At 63.0% G+C, this 16019-nt stretch carries 16 protein-coding genes; 13 read left to right on the top strand and 3 right to left on the bottom strand.

What is annotated here, in order from left to right; translation table 11 throughout:
• Window positions 1–8: 8 nt before the first annotated feature.
• Window positions 9–1826: an ABC transporter ATP-binding protein gene (locus QYQ98_RS03465; protein ID WP_302007372.1), complete on the bottom strand. Its 1818-nt coding sequence runs from the start codon at window positions 1824–1826 to the stop codon at window positions 9–11.
• A gap of 52 nt (window positions 1827–1878) precedes the next feature.
• On the opposite strand from QYQ98_RS03465, the gene QYQ98_RS03460 reads away from it, so the two are divergent.
• A complete protein-coding gene (locus QYQ98_RS03460) occupies window positions 1879–2418 on the top strand; it encodes a hypothetical protein (protein WP_302007371.1) in 540 nt (179 codons plus the stop codon).
• Window positions 2418–2930, top strand: coding sequence for an isopentenyl-diphosphate Delta-isomerase (gene idi / locus QYQ98_RS03455; protein ID WP_302007370.1), 513 nt, complete (start codon window positions 2418–2420; stop codon window positions 2928–2930). Before QYQ98_RS03460 ends, idi begins: the two co-directional genes overlap by 1 nt.
• Here idi and QYQ98_RS03450 read toward each other — a convergent pair.
• Window positions 2881–3891 (bottom strand): carboxylesterase family protein, encoded by a 1011-nt coding sequence (locus QYQ98_RS03450; RefSeq protein ID WP_302007369.1) that lies wholly within the window; start codon window positions 3889–3891, stop codon window positions 2881–2883. The genes idi and QYQ98_RS03450 overlap by 50 nt on opposite strands.
• Before the next feature lie 20 nt (window positions 3892–3911).
• Here QYQ98_RS03450 and QYQ98_RS03445 point away from each other — a divergent pair, with 20 nt between their 5' ends.
• Window positions 3912–4043, top strand: coding sequence for a hypothetical protein (locus tag QYQ98_RS03445; protein WP_302007368.1), 132 nt, complete (start codon window positions 3912–3914; stop codon window positions 4041–4043).
• A 6-nt stretch (window positions 4044–4049) separates the two neighbouring features.
• On the top strand, window positions 4050–4190 hold the full coding sequence (locus QYQ98_RS03440) for a hypothetical protein (RefSeq protein WP_302007367.1): 141 nt from the start codon (window positions 4050–4052) through the stop codon (window positions 4188–4190).
• Here QYQ98_RS03440 and QYQ98_RS03435 read toward each other — a convergent pair.
• Window positions 4174–6270, bottom strand: a complete 2097-nt coding sequence (locus QYQ98_RS03435) for a 4-alpha-glucanotransferase (RefSeq protein ID WP_302007366.1) — start codon at window positions 6268–6270, stop codon at window positions 4174–4176. The two genes, QYQ98_RS03440 and QYQ98_RS03435, sit on opposite strands and share 17 nt — an antisense overlap.
• A gap of 132 nt (window positions 6271–6402) precedes the next feature.
• Between QYQ98_RS03435 and QYQ98_RS03430 the strand changes: the two genes are divergently transcribed.
• The 9 genes from QYQ98_RS03430 (at window position 6403) to QYQ98_RS03390 (ending at window position 16015) form a co-directional block, all read left to right on the top strand.
• Window positions 6403–8250 carry a long-chain fatty acid--CoA ligase gene (locus QYQ98_RS03430; RefSeq protein ID WP_367881636.1) on the top strand — a complete coding sequence of 616 codons (1848 nt, stop codon included), beginning with the start codon at window positions 6403–6405 and terminating at the stop codon, window positions 8248–8250.
• Between the two features lie 89 nt (window positions 8251–8339).
• The gene (locus QYQ98_RS03425; RefSeq protein ID WP_302007365.1) at window positions 8340–9008 is read left to right on the top strand and encodes a hypothetical protein; all 669 of its coding nucleotides are present in this window, start codon (window positions 8340–8342) and stop codon (window positions 9006–9008) included.
• The gene (gene hemW / locus QYQ98_RS03420; protein WP_302007363.1) at window positions 9005–10123 is read left to right on the top strand and encodes a radical SAM family heme chaperone HemW; all 1119 of its coding nucleotides are present in this window, start codon (window positions 9005–9007) and stop codon (window positions 10121–10123) included. Before QYQ98_RS03425 ends, hemW begins: the two co-directional genes overlap by 4 nt.
• Window positions 10124–10173: 50 nt before the next feature.
• A complete protein-coding gene (gene hrcA, locus QYQ98_RS03415) occupies window positions 10174–11199 on the top strand; it encodes a heat-inducible transcriptional repressor HrcA (RefSeq protein WP_302007362.1) in 1026 nt (341 codons plus the stop codon).
• A 69-nt stretch (window positions 11200–11268) separates the two neighbouring features.
• On the top strand, window positions 11269–12402 hold the full coding sequence (gene dnaJ, locus QYQ98_RS03410; protein ID WP_302007361.1) for a molecular chaperone DnaJ: 1134 nt from the start codon (window positions 11269–11271) through the stop codon (window positions 12400–12402).
• On the top strand, window positions 12402–13106 hold the full coding sequence (locus QYQ98_RS03405; RefSeq protein WP_302007360.1) for a 16S rRNA (uracil(1498)-N(3))-methyltransferase: 705 nt from the start codon (window positions 12402–12404) through the stop codon (window positions 13104–13106). The genes dnaJ and QYQ98_RS03405 overlap by 1 nt, the downstream gene beginning before the upstream one ends.
• A gap of 10 nt (window positions 13107–13116) precedes the next feature.
• Window positions 13117–14106: a PhoH family protein gene (locus QYQ98_RS03400; protein ID WP_302007359.1), complete on the top strand. Its 990-nt coding sequence runs from the start codon at window positions 13117–13119 to the stop codon at window positions 14104–14106.
• Entirely contained in the window at window positions 14103–14672 is a 570-nt protein-coding gene (gene ybeY / locus QYQ98_RS03395) for an rRNA maturation RNase YbeY (protein ID WP_302007358.1), read from the top strand. The genes QYQ98_RS03400 and ybeY overlap by 4 nt, the downstream gene beginning before the upstream one ends.
• A 5-nt stretch (window positions 14673–14677) precedes the next feature.
• Complete coding sequence (locus QYQ98_RS03390) at window positions 14678–16015, top strand: hemolysin family protein (RefSeq protein ID WP_302007357.1); 1338 nt, start codon at window positions 14678–14680, stop codon at window positions 16013–16015.
• Window positions 16016–16019 lie beyond the last annotated feature (4 nt).

The raw sequence follows: 16019 nt of genomic DNA, 5'->3' as shown, positions 1-16019 counted from the left end.
CCTTCAATTTACGCCTTGAACCCGAACGCCTTGAGACGCTTCCGGTCCTCTGCAGAAGAGGAGGCGGTCAATGCGAGGAGTTCAGAATAAATACCGCCGGAAGTGGCAAGGTGCTCGGGAGAGCCGATCTCGTCGATGCGGCCGTCATTGAGGGTGATGATGGTGTCGACGTCGGCGATCGTCGATAAGCGGTGCGCGATCATGATGGTGGTCCTGTTTTTCATCAATTCGTCGAGGCCGGCTTGGACGAGTCTTTCGGACTTCGTGTCCAGGGCGGATGTCGCCTCGTCGAGGACGAGCAGCGGGGCGTCTTTGAGCATGACGCGGGCGACAGCGACACGTTGTTTTTGGCCGCCGGACAGGCGCAAACCTCTTTCACCGATGACCGTGTCGTAGCCGTCGGCGAAACCAGAAATGAAGTCGTGGGCGTTCGCGCGCTTAGCGACGGCGATGATTTCCTCGTCGGATGCCCCGGGCTTTCCGTACGCGATGTTCTCGCGGATGGTGCCGGAGAACAGTGCGGGCTCTTGGAAAACAACACCGACAGAGGCACGGACACGCTCGATATCGGCGGTGTCGATGTCTGTGCCACAGACGGTGAGCGTGCCCGACGTGACGGGGTACAGGCCGAGAAGCAGGTTGACCAGGGTGGACTTACCGCCGCCGGACTCGCCGACAAGGGCAACTTTTTCGCCGTGGTGGGCGGTGAAGGAAATATCGGACAGGACAGGTTCGCCCGGGTTGTAGGCGAAAGAAACACGGTCGAACTTGACTGTCGGCTCAGCGGCCGGAAGGGGCGGAGTTGGCGAGATGTCCAGCTCTGGGACATCGGCGGCCTCGGTGGCGGCGACGACCTGGCTGTTCGCGGACTCTTCGACGGCCTCGTCCATGACCTTGAAGTAGTCCCGGGAACCTGCGACGGCACGCTGGGCGGAATCGACGAGCCAGCTCATCATGTGGACTGGCTGCTGCGCCATGGTGACCAGCTGGATGAGCATGACCATGTCGCCGATGGTGAAGCGGCCCTTGTACGTCTCCACAAACAGGATGAGGTAGATGCCCAGAAACACGAGATTCATCGCCATGCCGCGGGCGACATCCATGCTGTGCCACCAACGGGACTGGGGGCGAGTGAGGTCGATTGTTGTTCCGTAGTGGTCGCCGAAATTTTGGAGTTCGCGCGTTTCAGCGACGAAGGACTTAGTCACTTTGACCTGTCCGACGACCTCGGCGAAGCGCCCGTTAGCGAGGTCGATCTGCTTGTTCTTTTCTCCCTCGAATATCTGCCAGCGCTTTGACGTCATGGCGGTCAGGATGAGGTAAATGGGAAAGAGCGCGAGGAGGAGCAGGGAGAGCGGCCAGTAGAAGAATGCCGTGATGCCCAAGATGGCGATGACCTGCAGGAGCATGGGAAGCAGGGTGTTTGAGAAACTCTGCACCGTTTGCGTGATGTTCATGATCGAGCGGTCGAGTCGCGCGATGATCGTGCCGGTGACTTGCCCGTCGAAGTAGCGCTGGGGAAGCGACAGAAGCTTGGCGAAGTACCGGGTGGACAGCACTTGGCGGATCCGGGCGGAGACCACGTCGCCGAGGTAGCCACCGATATTTTGCATCAGGGTGTTGGCCGAATAAGCGGCGAAAAGGGCGACGGCCAGCCAGGCGACGGTGGTGAGCTCGCCTCCGTCAACGATGGTGTTGGTGGCTTCACGGATGATGAAGGGCGACACGAGGTTGAGGGCCACTGTCACGGTGGAAATGAGGACAATACCGACGTAATAGGGCCAGAGCGCAGACGCGCTGCCCATGACTCGAAATAGAGGCTGCACGCTCACCACTGTAAAGTGAGACGAAGTTTCGTCGAGAGGGAGGCACATCATCATGGCGCGTTCGGTTTCAGGTTTTGCCGCCGTCACTTTGTCTGCACTAGTGCTGGCCGGGTGCGCGGAAGAGGGGGTCGTCGACCAAGAGGGAAGCTCGATCACTCCGACGACAGGTGTGGCCACTCCGACTGAGGAGCCGGAATCCTTCGAGACCCACTCCGCCGAGCCGCTGAAGACCGACGAGTTGGGCGGAGGAATCGTCGAGGATCCGGGCATGGATGTCTCCTACAAATGGCAGGGGACCAACTACGCGCCGAATGGTGGGACAGTGGTCACGGTCGCTGTGACGAACCATTCGGAAAACATCATGCCGCCCGAAGCACTCGGCGACCCGGAGCTGAAGTATAAAGGCGGCAATGAAACTGCCAACCGCATCAGCGCCGAAAAAGCAGGGCTTGAAATGGAGGGGCTCGATTTTCCGTTGGGTAAAGGCGCGACGATGAACGTTCAGATCGCGTTCGACGTGAGCCAGGGGAACCTCAGCGACGCGTCGTTCCAGATCGGCAACGTCATCTTCGAAGGGAATCTGAACAACTAGTGGATGAGCTCGTGGTGTTGTGCACAGAGGACGGGCAACCAACGGGCACCGCGTCCAAGATGGACGCGCATTCAACCAGTACCCCACTCCACCTCGCGTTTTCGGCATGGCTTTTCGACGGCACAGGGAACCTCCTGCTGACGCGCCGAGCTTTATCGAAGCTCACGTGGCCGGGAGTGTGGACGAATAGTTTCTGCGGGCACCCAGGGCCGGGCGAGGCACCTGAGGACGCTGTGGTGAGGCGCGCCCGCGAGGAATTGGGCACGACGGTGACGGGGATCCGGGAAGTGCTGCCGGACTTTTCGTACCGGGCGGTGGACGCTTCCGGGATCGTCGAGCACGAGGTCTGCCCGGTGTACTTCGCTGAACTGGACGGGGAACTTGATCCGAACCCGGACGAGGTCTGCGAGTATCAGTGGGTGAGCATGGAGGACCTGCGGGAAGCGGTGGCCCGCGTGCCGTTCATCTTTTCTCCGTGGCTCGTGGAAGAGCTGGCCCAGTTTCGCCGGTAGTGGCGTAGTTGACCAGCCAGCCGGTCAGTGGGCCGTCGAAAAGCGGGAGGAGCTCATCGGAGTGCTTGCTGTCGCCGGTGAACCGGATGTGCCAAACGTTGCCGGGAGCGCGGTCGACGACGTCGTCGACCCAGCGGAGAATCAGCTTCTTTGTGAGCCGTTTTCCGATGAGAGGCTGCTGGAACTCTTTTTCGTGGGAGGAGATGACGAGGTCAATCTCAGCCATTTCGGTTGGGTCTAAGGAATGGGGCCCGAGCGCCATATCCGTGGGGTAACGGCGGCGGAGGCGTGCATATGCCCGTTCGAGCGTTTTCGGTGAGGCCTTGTTCAGCCACCTGCGTGTGGTGGGGATGCGCAGGGAGGATTTCCGCTGCTGAAACGACCCGGACGGAAATGCCGGCGACATGGCGAGCGCTCTGCGGAATGCGCCGCGGTAGTGGTCGCGGCGCATGAGCCACAAGACGATGGCCGCGCCGGTGGATTGGCCCGTGAGCGTGACGTTGGTGGGGTCACCGCCGAAGGATTCGATGTTGTGCTGCACCCACTCGAGACCGAGAGCGACATCATCTACCGCACGGAAGTGGTTGGGCTGGTCGTCGGGGAATGGCACTAGGCCCTGGAGCTTCTTCCGGTAGCCGATGCGGACAAGGATGATTCCACGTCGCGCGAGCTCCTCGCCTGGCGAGGCTTCGTCCTCGTGGTTTCCCATTTCAAACCGCCCGCCGTGAATGTGGACGACGACGGGGAGGTCTTTCGCCGATTTCGGGGCGATGATGGTGAGGGCGGTGGCGGTGGGGTCGGGCACGGTCGCGTCGATAAGCATGCCCTTCGGAGCCATCTCCGCGTCGTCGAACGGGGCGGGGAAATAGGCGTACTCGATGGAGTGGAAGTAGCAGATTCCGTTGTCCGTGCGTCCGACCACGGTCCCAGCTGGGCACGTCACTTCAACGGGTGAGCTCATGGGGCCTAAGCTTAAGCGACATGATCGATTTGACACAGGCGAGTCCGTGGGTCCAGTTGCCCGTGATTCTGGTGGTGGCGGCTCCTACTGCCGGGTTTGTGTCGGTCGGAGTTCTGCGGTTGGTGGACTTCCTCTTCGGTGACGTAGAGTAGGAAGCCATGGCTAACCCCGAAGACCTGCGCAAAGAGGACATGAAGCTGCCCAAGGCGCGCAGGAAGTACCCCCGTTCCCGCGTCACTCAGGCGTTGTGGGCGCTGATCGCGCTCGTGCTGGTGGCGGGACTTATCGGGCTGTTCTAACGCTGGCCTTTGCGACCTTGTGGAAGAGGTCGATGTCCTCGAGGTTCTCAATGAGGACGGCGTTTCCGTTCTTGTCACTGAGCGGCACGCACCAGTTCTTGTACTGGTGGGCATTGGTTCCGGGCTGATTCTGGATGCGGGTGTCGCCGACCATGTCCACGAGGTTCGTGCACGTCAGCGCTGAGCCGGTGCCCGCGATGAAGCGAGTGAGGCCCAGCACCAACTCATCTACATCGCCGCGTTCAGTTCTTCCGAGACCGTCGAAGTCGGTGTCGGCCAGTGAGGTGCCGGCGAAACAGCCGTGCTCGCGAGCAGTGTTGAGGACGTGGCCCTGCCAGGCGATGTCCTTTGCGTCCATCTCGTCGAAGGAATCGTCCACGAGCCCCAGTTGGTCGCGCAGCTGGTTGTGGGCACCGGACAGGTATCCGGCGGTGGGGGGAAGGTCGTGGGTGCCCACGGAGGACAGCGCGAGATTCCTGTACTCCTGCGGGTTCATGGGGCGCTCGCCGGTGGGAGCGTGCTCGAACCAGATGACGGAGGTGCCCAAAACGCCTCGGTCGCGCAACTCTTCCTGCACCCAAGGTTCAAAGGTACCCAGGTCTTCTCCGACGACGACTGCGTTTGCCCGGTCCGCCTCGAGGGCGAGAATGCCGAGCATGGCCTCATGGTCGTAGTTCATGTAGGTGCCCTCGGCGGGGGTGCCCATGCGCGGGATCCAGAACAGACGGAAGAGCCCGAGAATGTGGTCGACGCGGATGCCGCCGGAGTGGCGCAGCACGGTCTGAAGCAATTCACGCCAGGGGGTGTAACCGCTTTCGGCGAGCTTGAACGGGTTCCACGGCGGCTGGGACCAATCTTGTCCATGCTGGCTGTATTCGTCCGGCGGGGCACCGACGGAGGCATCTTTGACGAGGACATCGCGCAGTGTGTAGGAGTCGGCGCCGGCTGGGTGCACTCCGACAGCCAGGTCGGTCATGATACCGATGGACATGCCGGCGTCTTTTGCTGCTTGCTGGGCGGCCTTGCGCTGGTTGTCGGCGACGAACTGGAGCCACATGTAGAAGCGGGCGAGGTCGTCGGAGTCCTCGTCCAGTTCGGTGCGGGCGCACCAGCGTGCGTATTCGCGTAAGCCGCCGCCCTCGAATTCCACGAACGCGTCGAAGGCGTCGTGATCGCCGGACTCCTCGAATACGTAGAAGAGCTCGTTCAGGGCGGCCAATTTCGCATCGAAGATCGGGTCGCGGTGGATGAAGTTGGGGGAGGTGTTCAGGGCGGTGAACTCGGCGGCCATCTCGTCGATGTCGGCGCGGGTGTCGGCGTCGACACGCTGGTATTCCGGCACATCCTCGACAGAGATGTAGATCGGGTTAATGAAGCGCCGCGAGGTGGGCAGGTAAGGCGAATCCTCGACCGGAGGGAGCGGCTCAGCTGCGTGGACGGGGTTGATGAGCAGGAATTCTGCGCCGTGGCGGGCGAGAATTTTGGCTAGCTCTCCGAGGTCGTGAAAATCGCCAATGCCCCAAGAATGCTTGGAGCGCACCGAGTAGAGCTGGGCCATGACTCCGTAGGACGGCTCTTGGAGCAGCTCTAGGTTGCGCCGGATCACCTGAGGGGTGACCACGAGCGTGCAGGACTCTTCGATGCCGTCCGACTCCAAGTGAATGGTGTGCCAGCCGGTGGGCAGATCGCCGCGGGTGTGGAAGGTGGCTTCCCCCCAGCCTTCCGTTGGCGGCGCCCAGTTTTCGTCTTGGTAGGCGGGGGATTCAGAGCCGTCTTCGAGTGTTATCCACACGTGTGCCGGGGCGCCTTCGGGGACGTGGACGTTGAAATACGTCTCGCGTCCCTCGCGCGCGATGACTACCGGGGGTAGCGGGCGGGTGTCCCAGTGGGTGCGCCACGTCTGCAGGGCTTCCGTGAGCTCTTCGGGTGCGGGATCGTCCGACAACGGAACGTCGAGGGCTCTCAAGAGTTGGACGAGTGATTCGCGGGGCGACACCACGAGCTCGTTGTTCTGGCCCCGGTAGGTCATGCTGAAACCGTAGGCGGTAGCGAGTTGCTCAAGCAGTTCCGTATCAGCCACAACACGTCATTGTGCCAAAGAACGCTCGCCCCCACACATTTCCCATTCAAAAGTGTCGGTCCTGGTGAGCGGTGAGCTATAGGGCAATAGTACGGTCATTGTTAGATAGCCCACACCGAGGGAGGTTTTACCGTGACCGCACAAGAGTCCAAAGTCTTCACCAAACCCGCCGAGTTCAAGCTGGGGCCGGGTGACAACTGCTTGACCATGATGCTCGCCCAGTGCGAGAAATACCCCGACCAGACGTTCTTCTCCCGGCCGGAAGGCCGCGACTGGATCGAGGTCACGGGCAAGGAGTTCGCTGACCAAGTGCGCGCCGTGGCGAAGGGCATCGTCGCTAACGGTGTGGAGCAGGGCGACCGCGTGGTTCTGATGGGTGAATCCAGCTACGAGTGGGCGCTGCTCGACTACGCCATTTGGGCGGCGGGCGCGGCCAGCGTTCCGGTGTACCCGTCCTCTTCGGCGCACCAGGTGCAGTGGATCGTGGAGGACTCGGGCGCGAAGCTCGCCATCACCGACACCGAAGCGAACCGTCAGCTCTACGACCACCTGGTGCTGCGTGAGGATGGTACGCCGCCGCTGCAGGACTCCCCGTCCCAGTTGAAGCGTTCGCTGTCGTTCGCCACCGGTGCCGTGGGTGCGCTGACCACTGACGGCCGGGAGGTCGAGGACTCGGTGATCGACGAGCGCATCTCTAAGATCCAGCACGACGACTTAGCGTCGCTGGTGTACACGTCGGGAACCACCGGTCGCCCGAAGGGCTGCATCCTCACCCACCTGGTGTGGGCGTCGCAGGCCAAGGCCCTGCTGACCAACCCGATCGGCCACTTGATCAACGACAAGACTGCCACCCACTACATGACGATTCTGCCGTTGGCGCACGTCTTGGCGCGTTCAGTAGCGCTGGCGAGCGCGATGGGCGCCGCGCACCAGGCGCACTGGTCGGATATGCGGACCCTGACGCTGGCGCTGCAGCGCTTCGAGCCGGAAATGCTGCTCGGTGTTCCCCGCGTGTACGAAAAGGTCCGCGACGGTGCCTACAACAAGGCGGCGGAGAGCTCCGATTTCTCTGCGCGTACCTTCCTCGAGGCGGAGAAGGTCGCTATCGAGCACTCTAAGGCGATGGATTCGGGGGAGAGGCTCTCGCTCCGTTCGCGCGTGCGCCACAAGGTGTTCGACCGACTCGTGTACAAGAAGCTCCGCGATGCTGTCGGCGGCCAGGCGGCGCTCGCCATCTCCGGCGGCTCGGCGATCTCGACGGATCTGCTGCACTTCTTCCGCGGCGTGGGCATCCCGATTTACGAGGGCTACGGTCTGACAGAGACTGCCGCTGCTGCCTGCGTCAACTACCCGGGCGGAACCAAGATCGGCACCGTGGGCAAGCCGAACAACGGCTACTCGGTCAAGATCAACGAGGACGGCGAGATTTGCTTCAAGGGCGACGGCGTGTTCAAAGGCTACTGGAACAACGAGGAAGCCACGAACGAAGCGATTGTCGACGGCTGGTTTGTGACCGGTGACTTGGGCGAGATCGACGACGAGGGATACGTGACGATCACGGGCCGCAAGAAGGACCTGATTGTCACGGCCGGCGGCAAGAACATCTCACCGGGCCCGCTGGAGGACATTATCCGCTCCGACAAGCTGATCTCCCAGGCTGTCATCGTGGGCGACGGCAAGCCCTTCGTCGGCGTGCTGGTCACCATCGACGAGGAAGAGCTGAAGCGCTGGCGCAAGCAGAACAACATGGGCGACCGTCCGCTCAAGGAGCTGGTGAAGACCCCGGAGCTGCGCGCCGCTGTCCAGGACGTGATCAATGAGGCGAACAAGACGGTCAGCCACGCCGAGGAGATCAAGAAATTCCGCATCCTCACGAGAGATTTGAGTGAGGAGAACGGCGAGATCACCGCGACGATGAAGGTCAAGCGCAAGGTGGTGCTGGACAACTACGCGAAGCAGATTGAGCGGCTTTACCGTTAACACCGGCGCGCCGTACAAAACGCTGTGAGACTCTGGCCTAAAGTCAACGCTCGAACGTCACAACAGGATTTGAGCAAAAGGGGGCCAGTGTGCACCGGACTGTCGCGACGCTGCGCCACCGCGAGTTGACCCAAGAGGTCTACAACATCGGCGACGAGGTCGCGGAGTACATAGAGCACATTGCGGAAGCCATCGCCGATTATGACGGGGAGCTTACCGACGACTGCTTGGCCGAGTTCTCTGAGATCGTTGATGATGCCCGCACTGATGCCCGCCGCGTGGTGGGAGAGCTGATCGGGCTGCGCCAGGCCCTAGTGTCGGGCGTGAAGGCGGGCTCGATTTCGGCGGCTCTTCCCGCCAGCGAGCGGCTGCCGGAACCCGAGCCGCTGGACGCGGCAGGCCTGTTCGAACTGTTCCCCTTAAGTTCTCCTTCTCCGGTCAAAGCGATGACGGAGGTGTGCGCGCAGCGCACCGACCTGATTGTCCAGCACCTCGAGGAAGTAGTGGACTACACGCTCGAACAAACCGACATGGTGGCCCAGAACCTGGCGGCGGTGTCGTTGCCGCACCTCTATGCGCGGGTTGGGGAGCTGGTGGAGTCGGCTGTGGACGGCTGGCTCGATGCCGTTGCTGCGGAGCATCCGGGATTCACCCGCGCAATGCGCGGTTCGAATCCACCGAAATTCCTCGAGGAGCGCGCCCGCGTGGATGCCATCGTGGCCAAGGTGGCGGCGAAGCGGTCGCGGCGCGGGGCATGAGTTTCGGCGTCTACGTCCACGTCCCGTTCTGCGCGACCCGTTGCGGGTACTGCGACTTCAACACCTACACCCCGTCGGAGACGGAATCGAGCTACGCAGCTTATTTGGACTCTTTGGAATGGGAGCTCGAGCTGGCGGCGGACAAAGTGGGTCTGGCCGCCGAAACTGTTTTCATCGGCGGCGGGACGCCGTCGTTGCTGGGGGCAGACGGGCTCGGCAGGATTCTGGACGGGATCAGAAACACGTTCGGCCTCGCCAAAGATGCCGAGGTGACCACCGAATCCAATCCGGAGTCGACCGACCCGGAATATTTCGAGGGTTTGCGGGAAGCGGGATTCACGCGGGTGTCTCTGGGCATGCAGTCCGCGTCGACACCTGTGCTGAGAGTGCTGGACCGGCGGCATACTCCGGGCCGTGCGGTGGAGGCGGCGAAAGAGGCTAAACGGGCCGGCTTCGAGCACGTGAACCTCGACCTCATTTACGGCACGCCGACGGAGACGGACGACGATGTGCGCAAGAGTCTCGATGCAGTCCTGAGTGCCGATGTAGACCATGTGTCTGCCTATTCGTTGATCGTGGAAGACGGCACAGCGATGGCCCGGAAGATCCGCTCGGGGCAGTTGCCGGCCCCGGAGGAGGAGGTCTACGCCGACCGCTACGAGATTATCGCGGAGCGCCTCGAGGGGGAAGGCTTTGACTGGTACGAGGTGTCCAATTGGGCGAAGCCCGGTGGGCAGTGCCAGCACAACCTGATCTACTGGCGCAGCGGTAGCTGGTGGGGTGCGGGACCGGGGGCGCACGGAACCGTGGAGAGATTCCGGTACTTCAACGTGAAGCGCCCGGAAAAATACAACATGATGTTGACTGACGGAGTTCTCCCCATCGACGGCAGCGAGACGATCTCTGACGGGGAATACCATTTCGAGCAGATCATGTTGGGCTTGCGGCTGCGGGAGGGGATTCCGCGGGAGTGGGTCGGATCAGGGGGCCAGGGGGTCGTCGATAAGCACGTGCGCGGCGGCGTGCTGGCGGAAGAAAACGGGCGGATTTTCGCGACAGCGTCCGGAAGACTGCTCATCGACGGGGTGATCACGGACATCTTGGCCGCGGAGTGACGTGGGCGCTACACTCGTGACTTAGCAGTCGAGGAAGGAGAGTGCCAGGTATGGCGGGTGTCGCACGCGAGCGCCGGCAAGCGGTCCTGCGCGCGATCGTTGCGGACTACATTTCCTCCCAAGAGCCGGTGGGCTCGAAGCGCTTGGTGGAGCGCCACCAGCTGAAGGTCTCCTCGGCGACGATCCGCAACGACATGGCTGTCCTCGAAACGGAAGGCTACATCGCACAGCCGCACGCAAGCTCCGGACGCGTGCCCACGGAGAAGGGGTACCGGGCGTTCGTCGACGCGATCAACGACGTGAAGCCATTATCGGTGCCGGAGCGGCGGGCGATCTCGGAATTCCTCGAGTCGTCCGTCGACCTCGAAGACGTGATGCGGCGCTCCGCCCACTTGCTTGCGCAACTCACACGCCAGGCGGCGGTGGTGCAACTACCCACGCTTGCGGTCTCGCGGGTGAAGCACTGCGAGGTCGTCGCGCTGACGCCGACGCGCTTGTTGCTCGTGCTCATCACGGACAACGGCCGTGTGGACCAGCGCAATGTGGAATTGTCGGTCCCGATCGGCGAAGACGCGGTGACGCAGCTACGGGAACTGTTGAACCGGGCGCTGGCGGGCAAGACTATGGGGGATGCATCCACATCTCTGGCCTTGCTTGTCGACGACGCGCCCGCTCCCATTGCCGACCCTTTGAAGCGCGCGATTTCGGTGCTCATCGACACACTGGTGGACAGCCCGAGCGACCGGGTACTCATCGCGGGTGCCGCGAACCTGGTACCCATGACCACGGATCTGCTCAGCGTCGTGGAGGCGCTCGAGGAACAGGTCGTGGTGCTGAAACTGTTGGCCAACCTCCCCGAGCTGGGGAACGTGTCGGTGGTCATCGGTGCGGAGAACGAGGACGAGGAATTGGCTAAGGCCAGCATCGTCACCACCGGCTACGGCGCGGCGGGCGAGACGCTCGGCGGGCTGGGAGTGCTCGGTCCGACGTACATGGATTACCCCGGTACCATGCAAAAGGTCGCCGCCGTGGCCCATTACATCAGCCACATTTTGGCCGGTGAAGAGGGCGGATGAAACGCTTCGCCGACAATGTTAGAAGAAAACAGTTTTAGACAGATTTAGCTGAGAACCGAAGGAATATAGATGGCTCGCGATTACTACGGAATCCTCGGGGTGGACCAAGGGGCCACCGACGCCGAGATCAAAAAGGCGTACCGGCGTCTGGCGCGCAAGTACCACCCGGACGTGAACGACACGGAAGAGGCCGCGGAGAAATTCCGCGAAATCTCTGTGGCGCAGGAAGTCCTGCTGGATCCCCGCAAGCGCAGCATTGTCGACCGCGGCGGCGACCCGATGGAACAGGGCCAGGCAGCTGGCGGCGGTGCAAGCGGGTTTGGCTTCGGGGACATCTTCGAGGCCTTCTTCGGGGAAGGCGGTGGAGCTTCCGGCCGCGGCCCCCGGTCCCGTGTGCAGCCGGGCAACGACGCGCTGCTGCGCACGACGATCACGTTGGCCGAGGCGTTCTCCGGAACCCGGAAAGATGTCACCGTCGATACCGCGGTGATTTGCGAGCACTGCCACGGCACCGGTTCCGAGTCCGAGTCCAAGCCGGTCACGTGCGACGAGTGCGGCGGTCAGGGCCAGGTGCAGCAGGTGCAGCAGTCGTTCTTGGGCAACATCATGACCACGACGTCGTGCCCGAAGTGCTCCGGCTTCGGCGAGATCATCACTGATCCGTGCCAGAAGTGTGGCAGCCAGGGACGCGTGCGTTCGCGCCGAGACATTTCCGTGAAGATCCCGGCGGGCATTGTCAGCGGCATGCGCATCCGCATGGCCGGCCAGGGCGAGGTCGGCCACGGCGGCGGCCCGGCAGGCGACCTGTACGTCGAGGTAGAGACGGAGCCGCACCCGGTGTTCGTCCGCGAAGGGGACAACCTGCACCTGAAGGTGAACGTGCCGATGTACGACGCGGCGCTGGGGACGGCCGTCGAGGTGGAGAACCTGGCGGGAGGCGCAACCGCCATCGACATTCCTGCCGGAACCCAGCCGGAGGAAGAAATCGTGCTCAAAGGCGAGGGCATGCCGCGTCTGCGCCGCGAGGGTGCCGGCGACATGGTCGCTCACGTCCAGATCGTCGTTCCCACCGACCTGACCAAAGAGCAGCGCCGCGGCCTGGAGGAGCTGCGCGACAGCCACGAGGGCGCTGCATTCGTCGAGGAGGAAGCCGGCCAGGACGAGGGCTTCTTCTCCCGTCTGCGCGACCGCTTCCGTCGCTAATGAGTCTGCCGTATTTCCTCGCTGAAGACCCGGCGACAGGAAGGCTCGACGGACCTGAAGGCCGCCACGCCGTCACCGTCAAGCGGATTCAAGTCGGGGAGCACGTGATGCTTGCCGACGGCCACGGGACCCTCGCCGAGGTCGAAGTGACGTCGCTGGCTGGCAAAGACCAGTTGGCGGGCACAGTCGTGGAGCTCACAAAAGTTCCCCGTCCGCGCCCGACCGTGACGGTGGTGCAGGCAATCCCGAAATCGGAGCGGGCAGAGCTTGCTGTTGATTTAGCCACGCAGGGCGGGGCGGACGCGATTGTGCCATGGATCTCTCACAGGACCATCGCGCGGTGGCAGGGAGCCAAGGTTCAGAAAAACGTGGACAAGTGGCAGGCCACGGCGCGGGAGGCGGCGAAGCAGTCGCGGCGCGCCTGGATCCCCGAGGTGCACGAGCCCGTGACCACGAACCAGTTGGCGGAGCTGATCGCGGGAAAGACTGCGGTGGTGCTCCATGAGGACGCTGAGAAGAAGCTCAGCGAACTCGATCTCGACACCGGGCACATCTTTCTCATCGTCGGCCCTGAGGGAGGGATCGACGAGGACGAACTGGAGCTCTTGAACGCGATGACGGTGAAGCTCGGCCCCGAAGTATTGCGCACGGCCTCGGCCGCGTTCGCCGGATTGAGTGCCATTGGGGCACTTTCCCGCTGGTAGGGTGAACCGCATGGCAGAACTGGTCACCCGCTCCTACGAGCTCGACCCTGAACTTGCCCAGGCTGTGCTGGGTGTGACAGACGAGAATCTGCGCACGCTGAACGATGTGCTCGGTGTGGATCTCTTCGCCCGTGGCACCACGGTCATGCTGCGCGGCCCGGTCGAGGAGGTGGCGCACGCGGTGCGCGTGCTCTCCGAGATCCAGGCGATGGCTCGCCGCGGCATTGTCATCACTGCTGATGCGGTGACGCACGCGGTGGACATCATGGCCACGGACATGCCGGAATCGGCCGCGGAGATCCTCGGCCAAGAAATCGTCGCTCGCCGTGGGAAGATCATCCGGCCGAAGACGGCGGGGCAGCGGGAGTACGTCGACGCGATCGACGAGAACACCATCGTGTTTGGGATCGGCCCCGCCGGCTCCGGCAAAACGTACCTGGCCGTGGCTAAGGCAGTGCAGGCGCTGCAGGCTAAGGACGTCAAGCGCATCATTCTCACCCGCCCGGCAGTGGAAGCGGGGGAGAAACTCGGGTTCTTGCCCGGCACGCTGAACGACAAGATCGACCCGTATCTGCGCCCCTTGTACGACGCATTGCGCGACATGCTCGACCCCGAGATGATCCCGAAGCTGATGGAGGCCGGCATCATCGAGGTCGCGCCGCTTGCATACATGCGCGGGCGCACGCTGAACGATGCTTTCGTCATTTTGGATGAGGCGCAGAACACCACCCCGGCGCAGATGAAGATGTTCCTGACGCGTCTTGGCTTCGGCTCGAAGATGGTGGTCACCGGCGATATTTCGCAGGTTGATCTGCCGCGTGGCATCGAGTCGGGCTTGCGGGTGGCTAGGCGTATCTTGAGGGACGTCGAGGACATCCACTTCCAGGAATTCGGCGCGAAAGACGTGGTGCGGCATCAGCTTGTGGGTCGCATTGTCGCCGCTTACGACCACTATGATGCACGCAGAGCCCAACGAGAAGAAGAGGGAGACAAGGCATGAGCATCGAGGTCCTCAACGAGTCCGGGGAGGCAGATGTCAACGAGGAGATGCTTATCGACGTCGCCTCGTTCGCCCTCACCGCCCTCGACGTCCACCCCGATACTGAGATGACCATCACCTGCGTCGACTCGGAGACGATGGCGGACCTGCACATGCGCTGGATGGATCTGCCCGGTCCCACCGACGTGATGAGCTTCCCCATGGACGAGCTCACCCCGGGCTCCAGGCGGCCGGACGCGACGCCTTTTGGTCCGTCGATGCTGGGGGACATTATCCTGTGTCCCGATTACGACCGGAAACAGGCAAACGCCGCCGGTCACCCGCTCGGCCACGAAATGGCGCTGCTGACCGTCCACGGGTGCCTGCACTTGCTGGGGTACGACCACGCCACGCCGGTAGACGAGCGGGAGATGTTCGCGCTGCAGAACGAGATCCTCGCCGACTGGTACGACGATCTTTCTGCCCGCGGTGTGGAGTACCAGCCGAAGCCGGCCGGGAAACACGCATTCCCGTCGGCGGCGGACAGGCAGGAGCTTGACGGGCTCGTCGAAAAGCGGGGCGAGTAGCCGCTGTGGAACTGTGGGTGACGTACCTGCTCGTTGCGCTTTTCTCCCTGCTGGGTGCGGGCGTGATGAAGATGCTCGAGTCCGCGCTGGTGCCCATTTCGCGTGCGCGCGTGGAGTCGATGGTGAAAGACGAGGTCGGGGGCGCTCCCTCTCTTTTGCGCGTCGTTGATGCGCGGTCGAACCACCTGGGGCTTCTGGCGCTGATCCAGACGGTGCTGGACACGCTCGCCGCGGTGTTCGCGCTGCTGACGGCCTTCGACCTGATCCCGTCGCGCGGATGGGCCATCACCGCCGCGATCCTGGCGGTGACGCTCATGCGGTTCGGCATCATCGGCGTGATCGCGCGCCGGGCGGGCAAGCTGAACCCGTACTCGATCTCTTTACGTGCCGCGCAGATCTTGACGGTCGTGTACGTGGTGCTGGGCCCGGTGGCGAAGCTGCTCATCTGGATCGGCAACCTGGTCACTCCGGGCGAGGAGTCGCTGGAGAACCCGTACGCCACCGACGTGGAGCTGCGCGAAGCAGTGGACATCGCGCAGGAACAGGGCGTGGTGGAAACGGTGGAGCACCGCATGATCCAGAACATTTTCGACCTGGCCACCACGCACGCGCGCCAGGTGATGGTGCCGCGCCCGGAGATGGTGTGGATTGAGGCGGAGAAGACCGCCGGCCAAGCGGCGAACCTGATGATCCGTTCGGGCCACTCGCGCGTGCCGGTGATCGGGGAGAGTGTCGACGACATCGTCGGCGTGATCTACCTGAAGGACATTGTGGAGCGCACGTACAACCGCACCGACGGCGGCAGCGGCGTGTCCGTAACCGACCTCATGCGCGAGCCCATGTTCGTCCCCGACTCCAAGCCGCTCGACGACTTGCTGGCGGAGATGCAGCGGGAGCAGACGCACATCGCGGTGCTCGTGGATGAGTACGGCGGCATCGCGGGGCTGATGACCATGGAGGACATCCTCGAGGAGATCGTCGGGGAGATCACCGACGAGTACGACGCGGACGAGGAAGCGCCGATCGAGCTGGTGATGGACCGGACCTACCGGGCGCAGGCGCGTCTGCCGTTGGACGATTTGGTGGATTACCTCGACGACGAGCTGGATTACGAGCTGGAATTCGATGAGGAGGTAACAGACAACGTCGAAACGGTCGCGGGCCTGTTGTCCTATGAGCTCGGCCGTGTCCCCCTACCGGGATCGTATGTGGAGGTCGCGGGCCTGCGTTTCACGGCGGAAGGCGGCAGGGACCGCCGGGGCCGTATGAAGGTGCGCACCGTGCTTATCGACGTCCCCTCGCAGCCCCGTGACGAGGATGCCCCCGACGACAGTGCACAATAGGTGC

It is taken from the genome of Corynebacterium sp. P3-F1 (assembly GCF_030503635.1).
Classification (GTDB): domain Bacteria; phylum Actinomycetota; class Actinomycetes; order Mycobacteriales; family Mycobacteriaceae; genus Corynebacterium.
The sequence above is the reverse complement of the archived record's forward strand: the minus strand, read 5'-3'. Positions and strand labels throughout refer to the sequence as shown.

Bases quoted from the DNA above. Each gene is read 5' to 3' on its own strand.
- dnaJ (WP_302007361.1), top strand. From the start codon at position 11,269: ATGGCTCGCGATTACTACGGAATCCTCGGGGTGGACCAAGGGGCCACC.
- QYQ98_RS03400 (WP_302007359.1), top strand. From the start codon at position 13,117: ATGGCAGAACTGGTCACCCGCTCCTACGAGCTCGACCCTGAACTTGCC.
- QYQ98_RS03405 (WP_302007360.1), top strand. From the start codon at position 12,402: ATGAGTCTGCCGTATTTCCTCGCTGAAGACCCGGCGACAGGAAGGCTC.
- ybeY (WP_302007358.1), top strand. From the start codon at position 14,103: ATGAGCATCGAGGTCCTCAACGAGTCCGGGGAGGCAGATGTCAACGAG.
- QYQ98_RS03445 (WP_302007368.1), top strand. From the start codon at position 3,912: ATGATCGATTTGACACAGGCGAGTCCGTGGGTCCAGTTGCCCGTGATT.
- hrcA (WP_302007362.1), top strand. From the start codon at position 10,174: ATGGCGGGTGTCGCACGCGAGCGCCGGCAAGCGGTCCTGCGCGCGATC.
- QYQ98_RS03440 (WP_302007367.1), top strand. From the start codon at position 4,050: ATGGCTAACCCCGAAGACCTGCGCAAAGAGGACATGAAGCTGCCCAAG.
- QYQ98_RS03450 (WP_302007369.1), bottom strand. From the start codon at position 3,891: ATGAGCTCACCCGTTGAAGTGACGTGCCCAGCTGGGACCGTGGTCGGA.
- QYQ98_RS03460 (WP_302007371.1), top strand. From the start codon at position 1,879: ATGGCGCGTTCGGTTTCAGGTTTTGCCGCCGTCACTTTGTCTGCACTA.
- hemW (WP_302007363.1), top strand. From the start codon at position 9,005: ATGAGTTTCGGCGTCTACGTCCACGTCCCGTTCTGCGCGACCCGTTGC.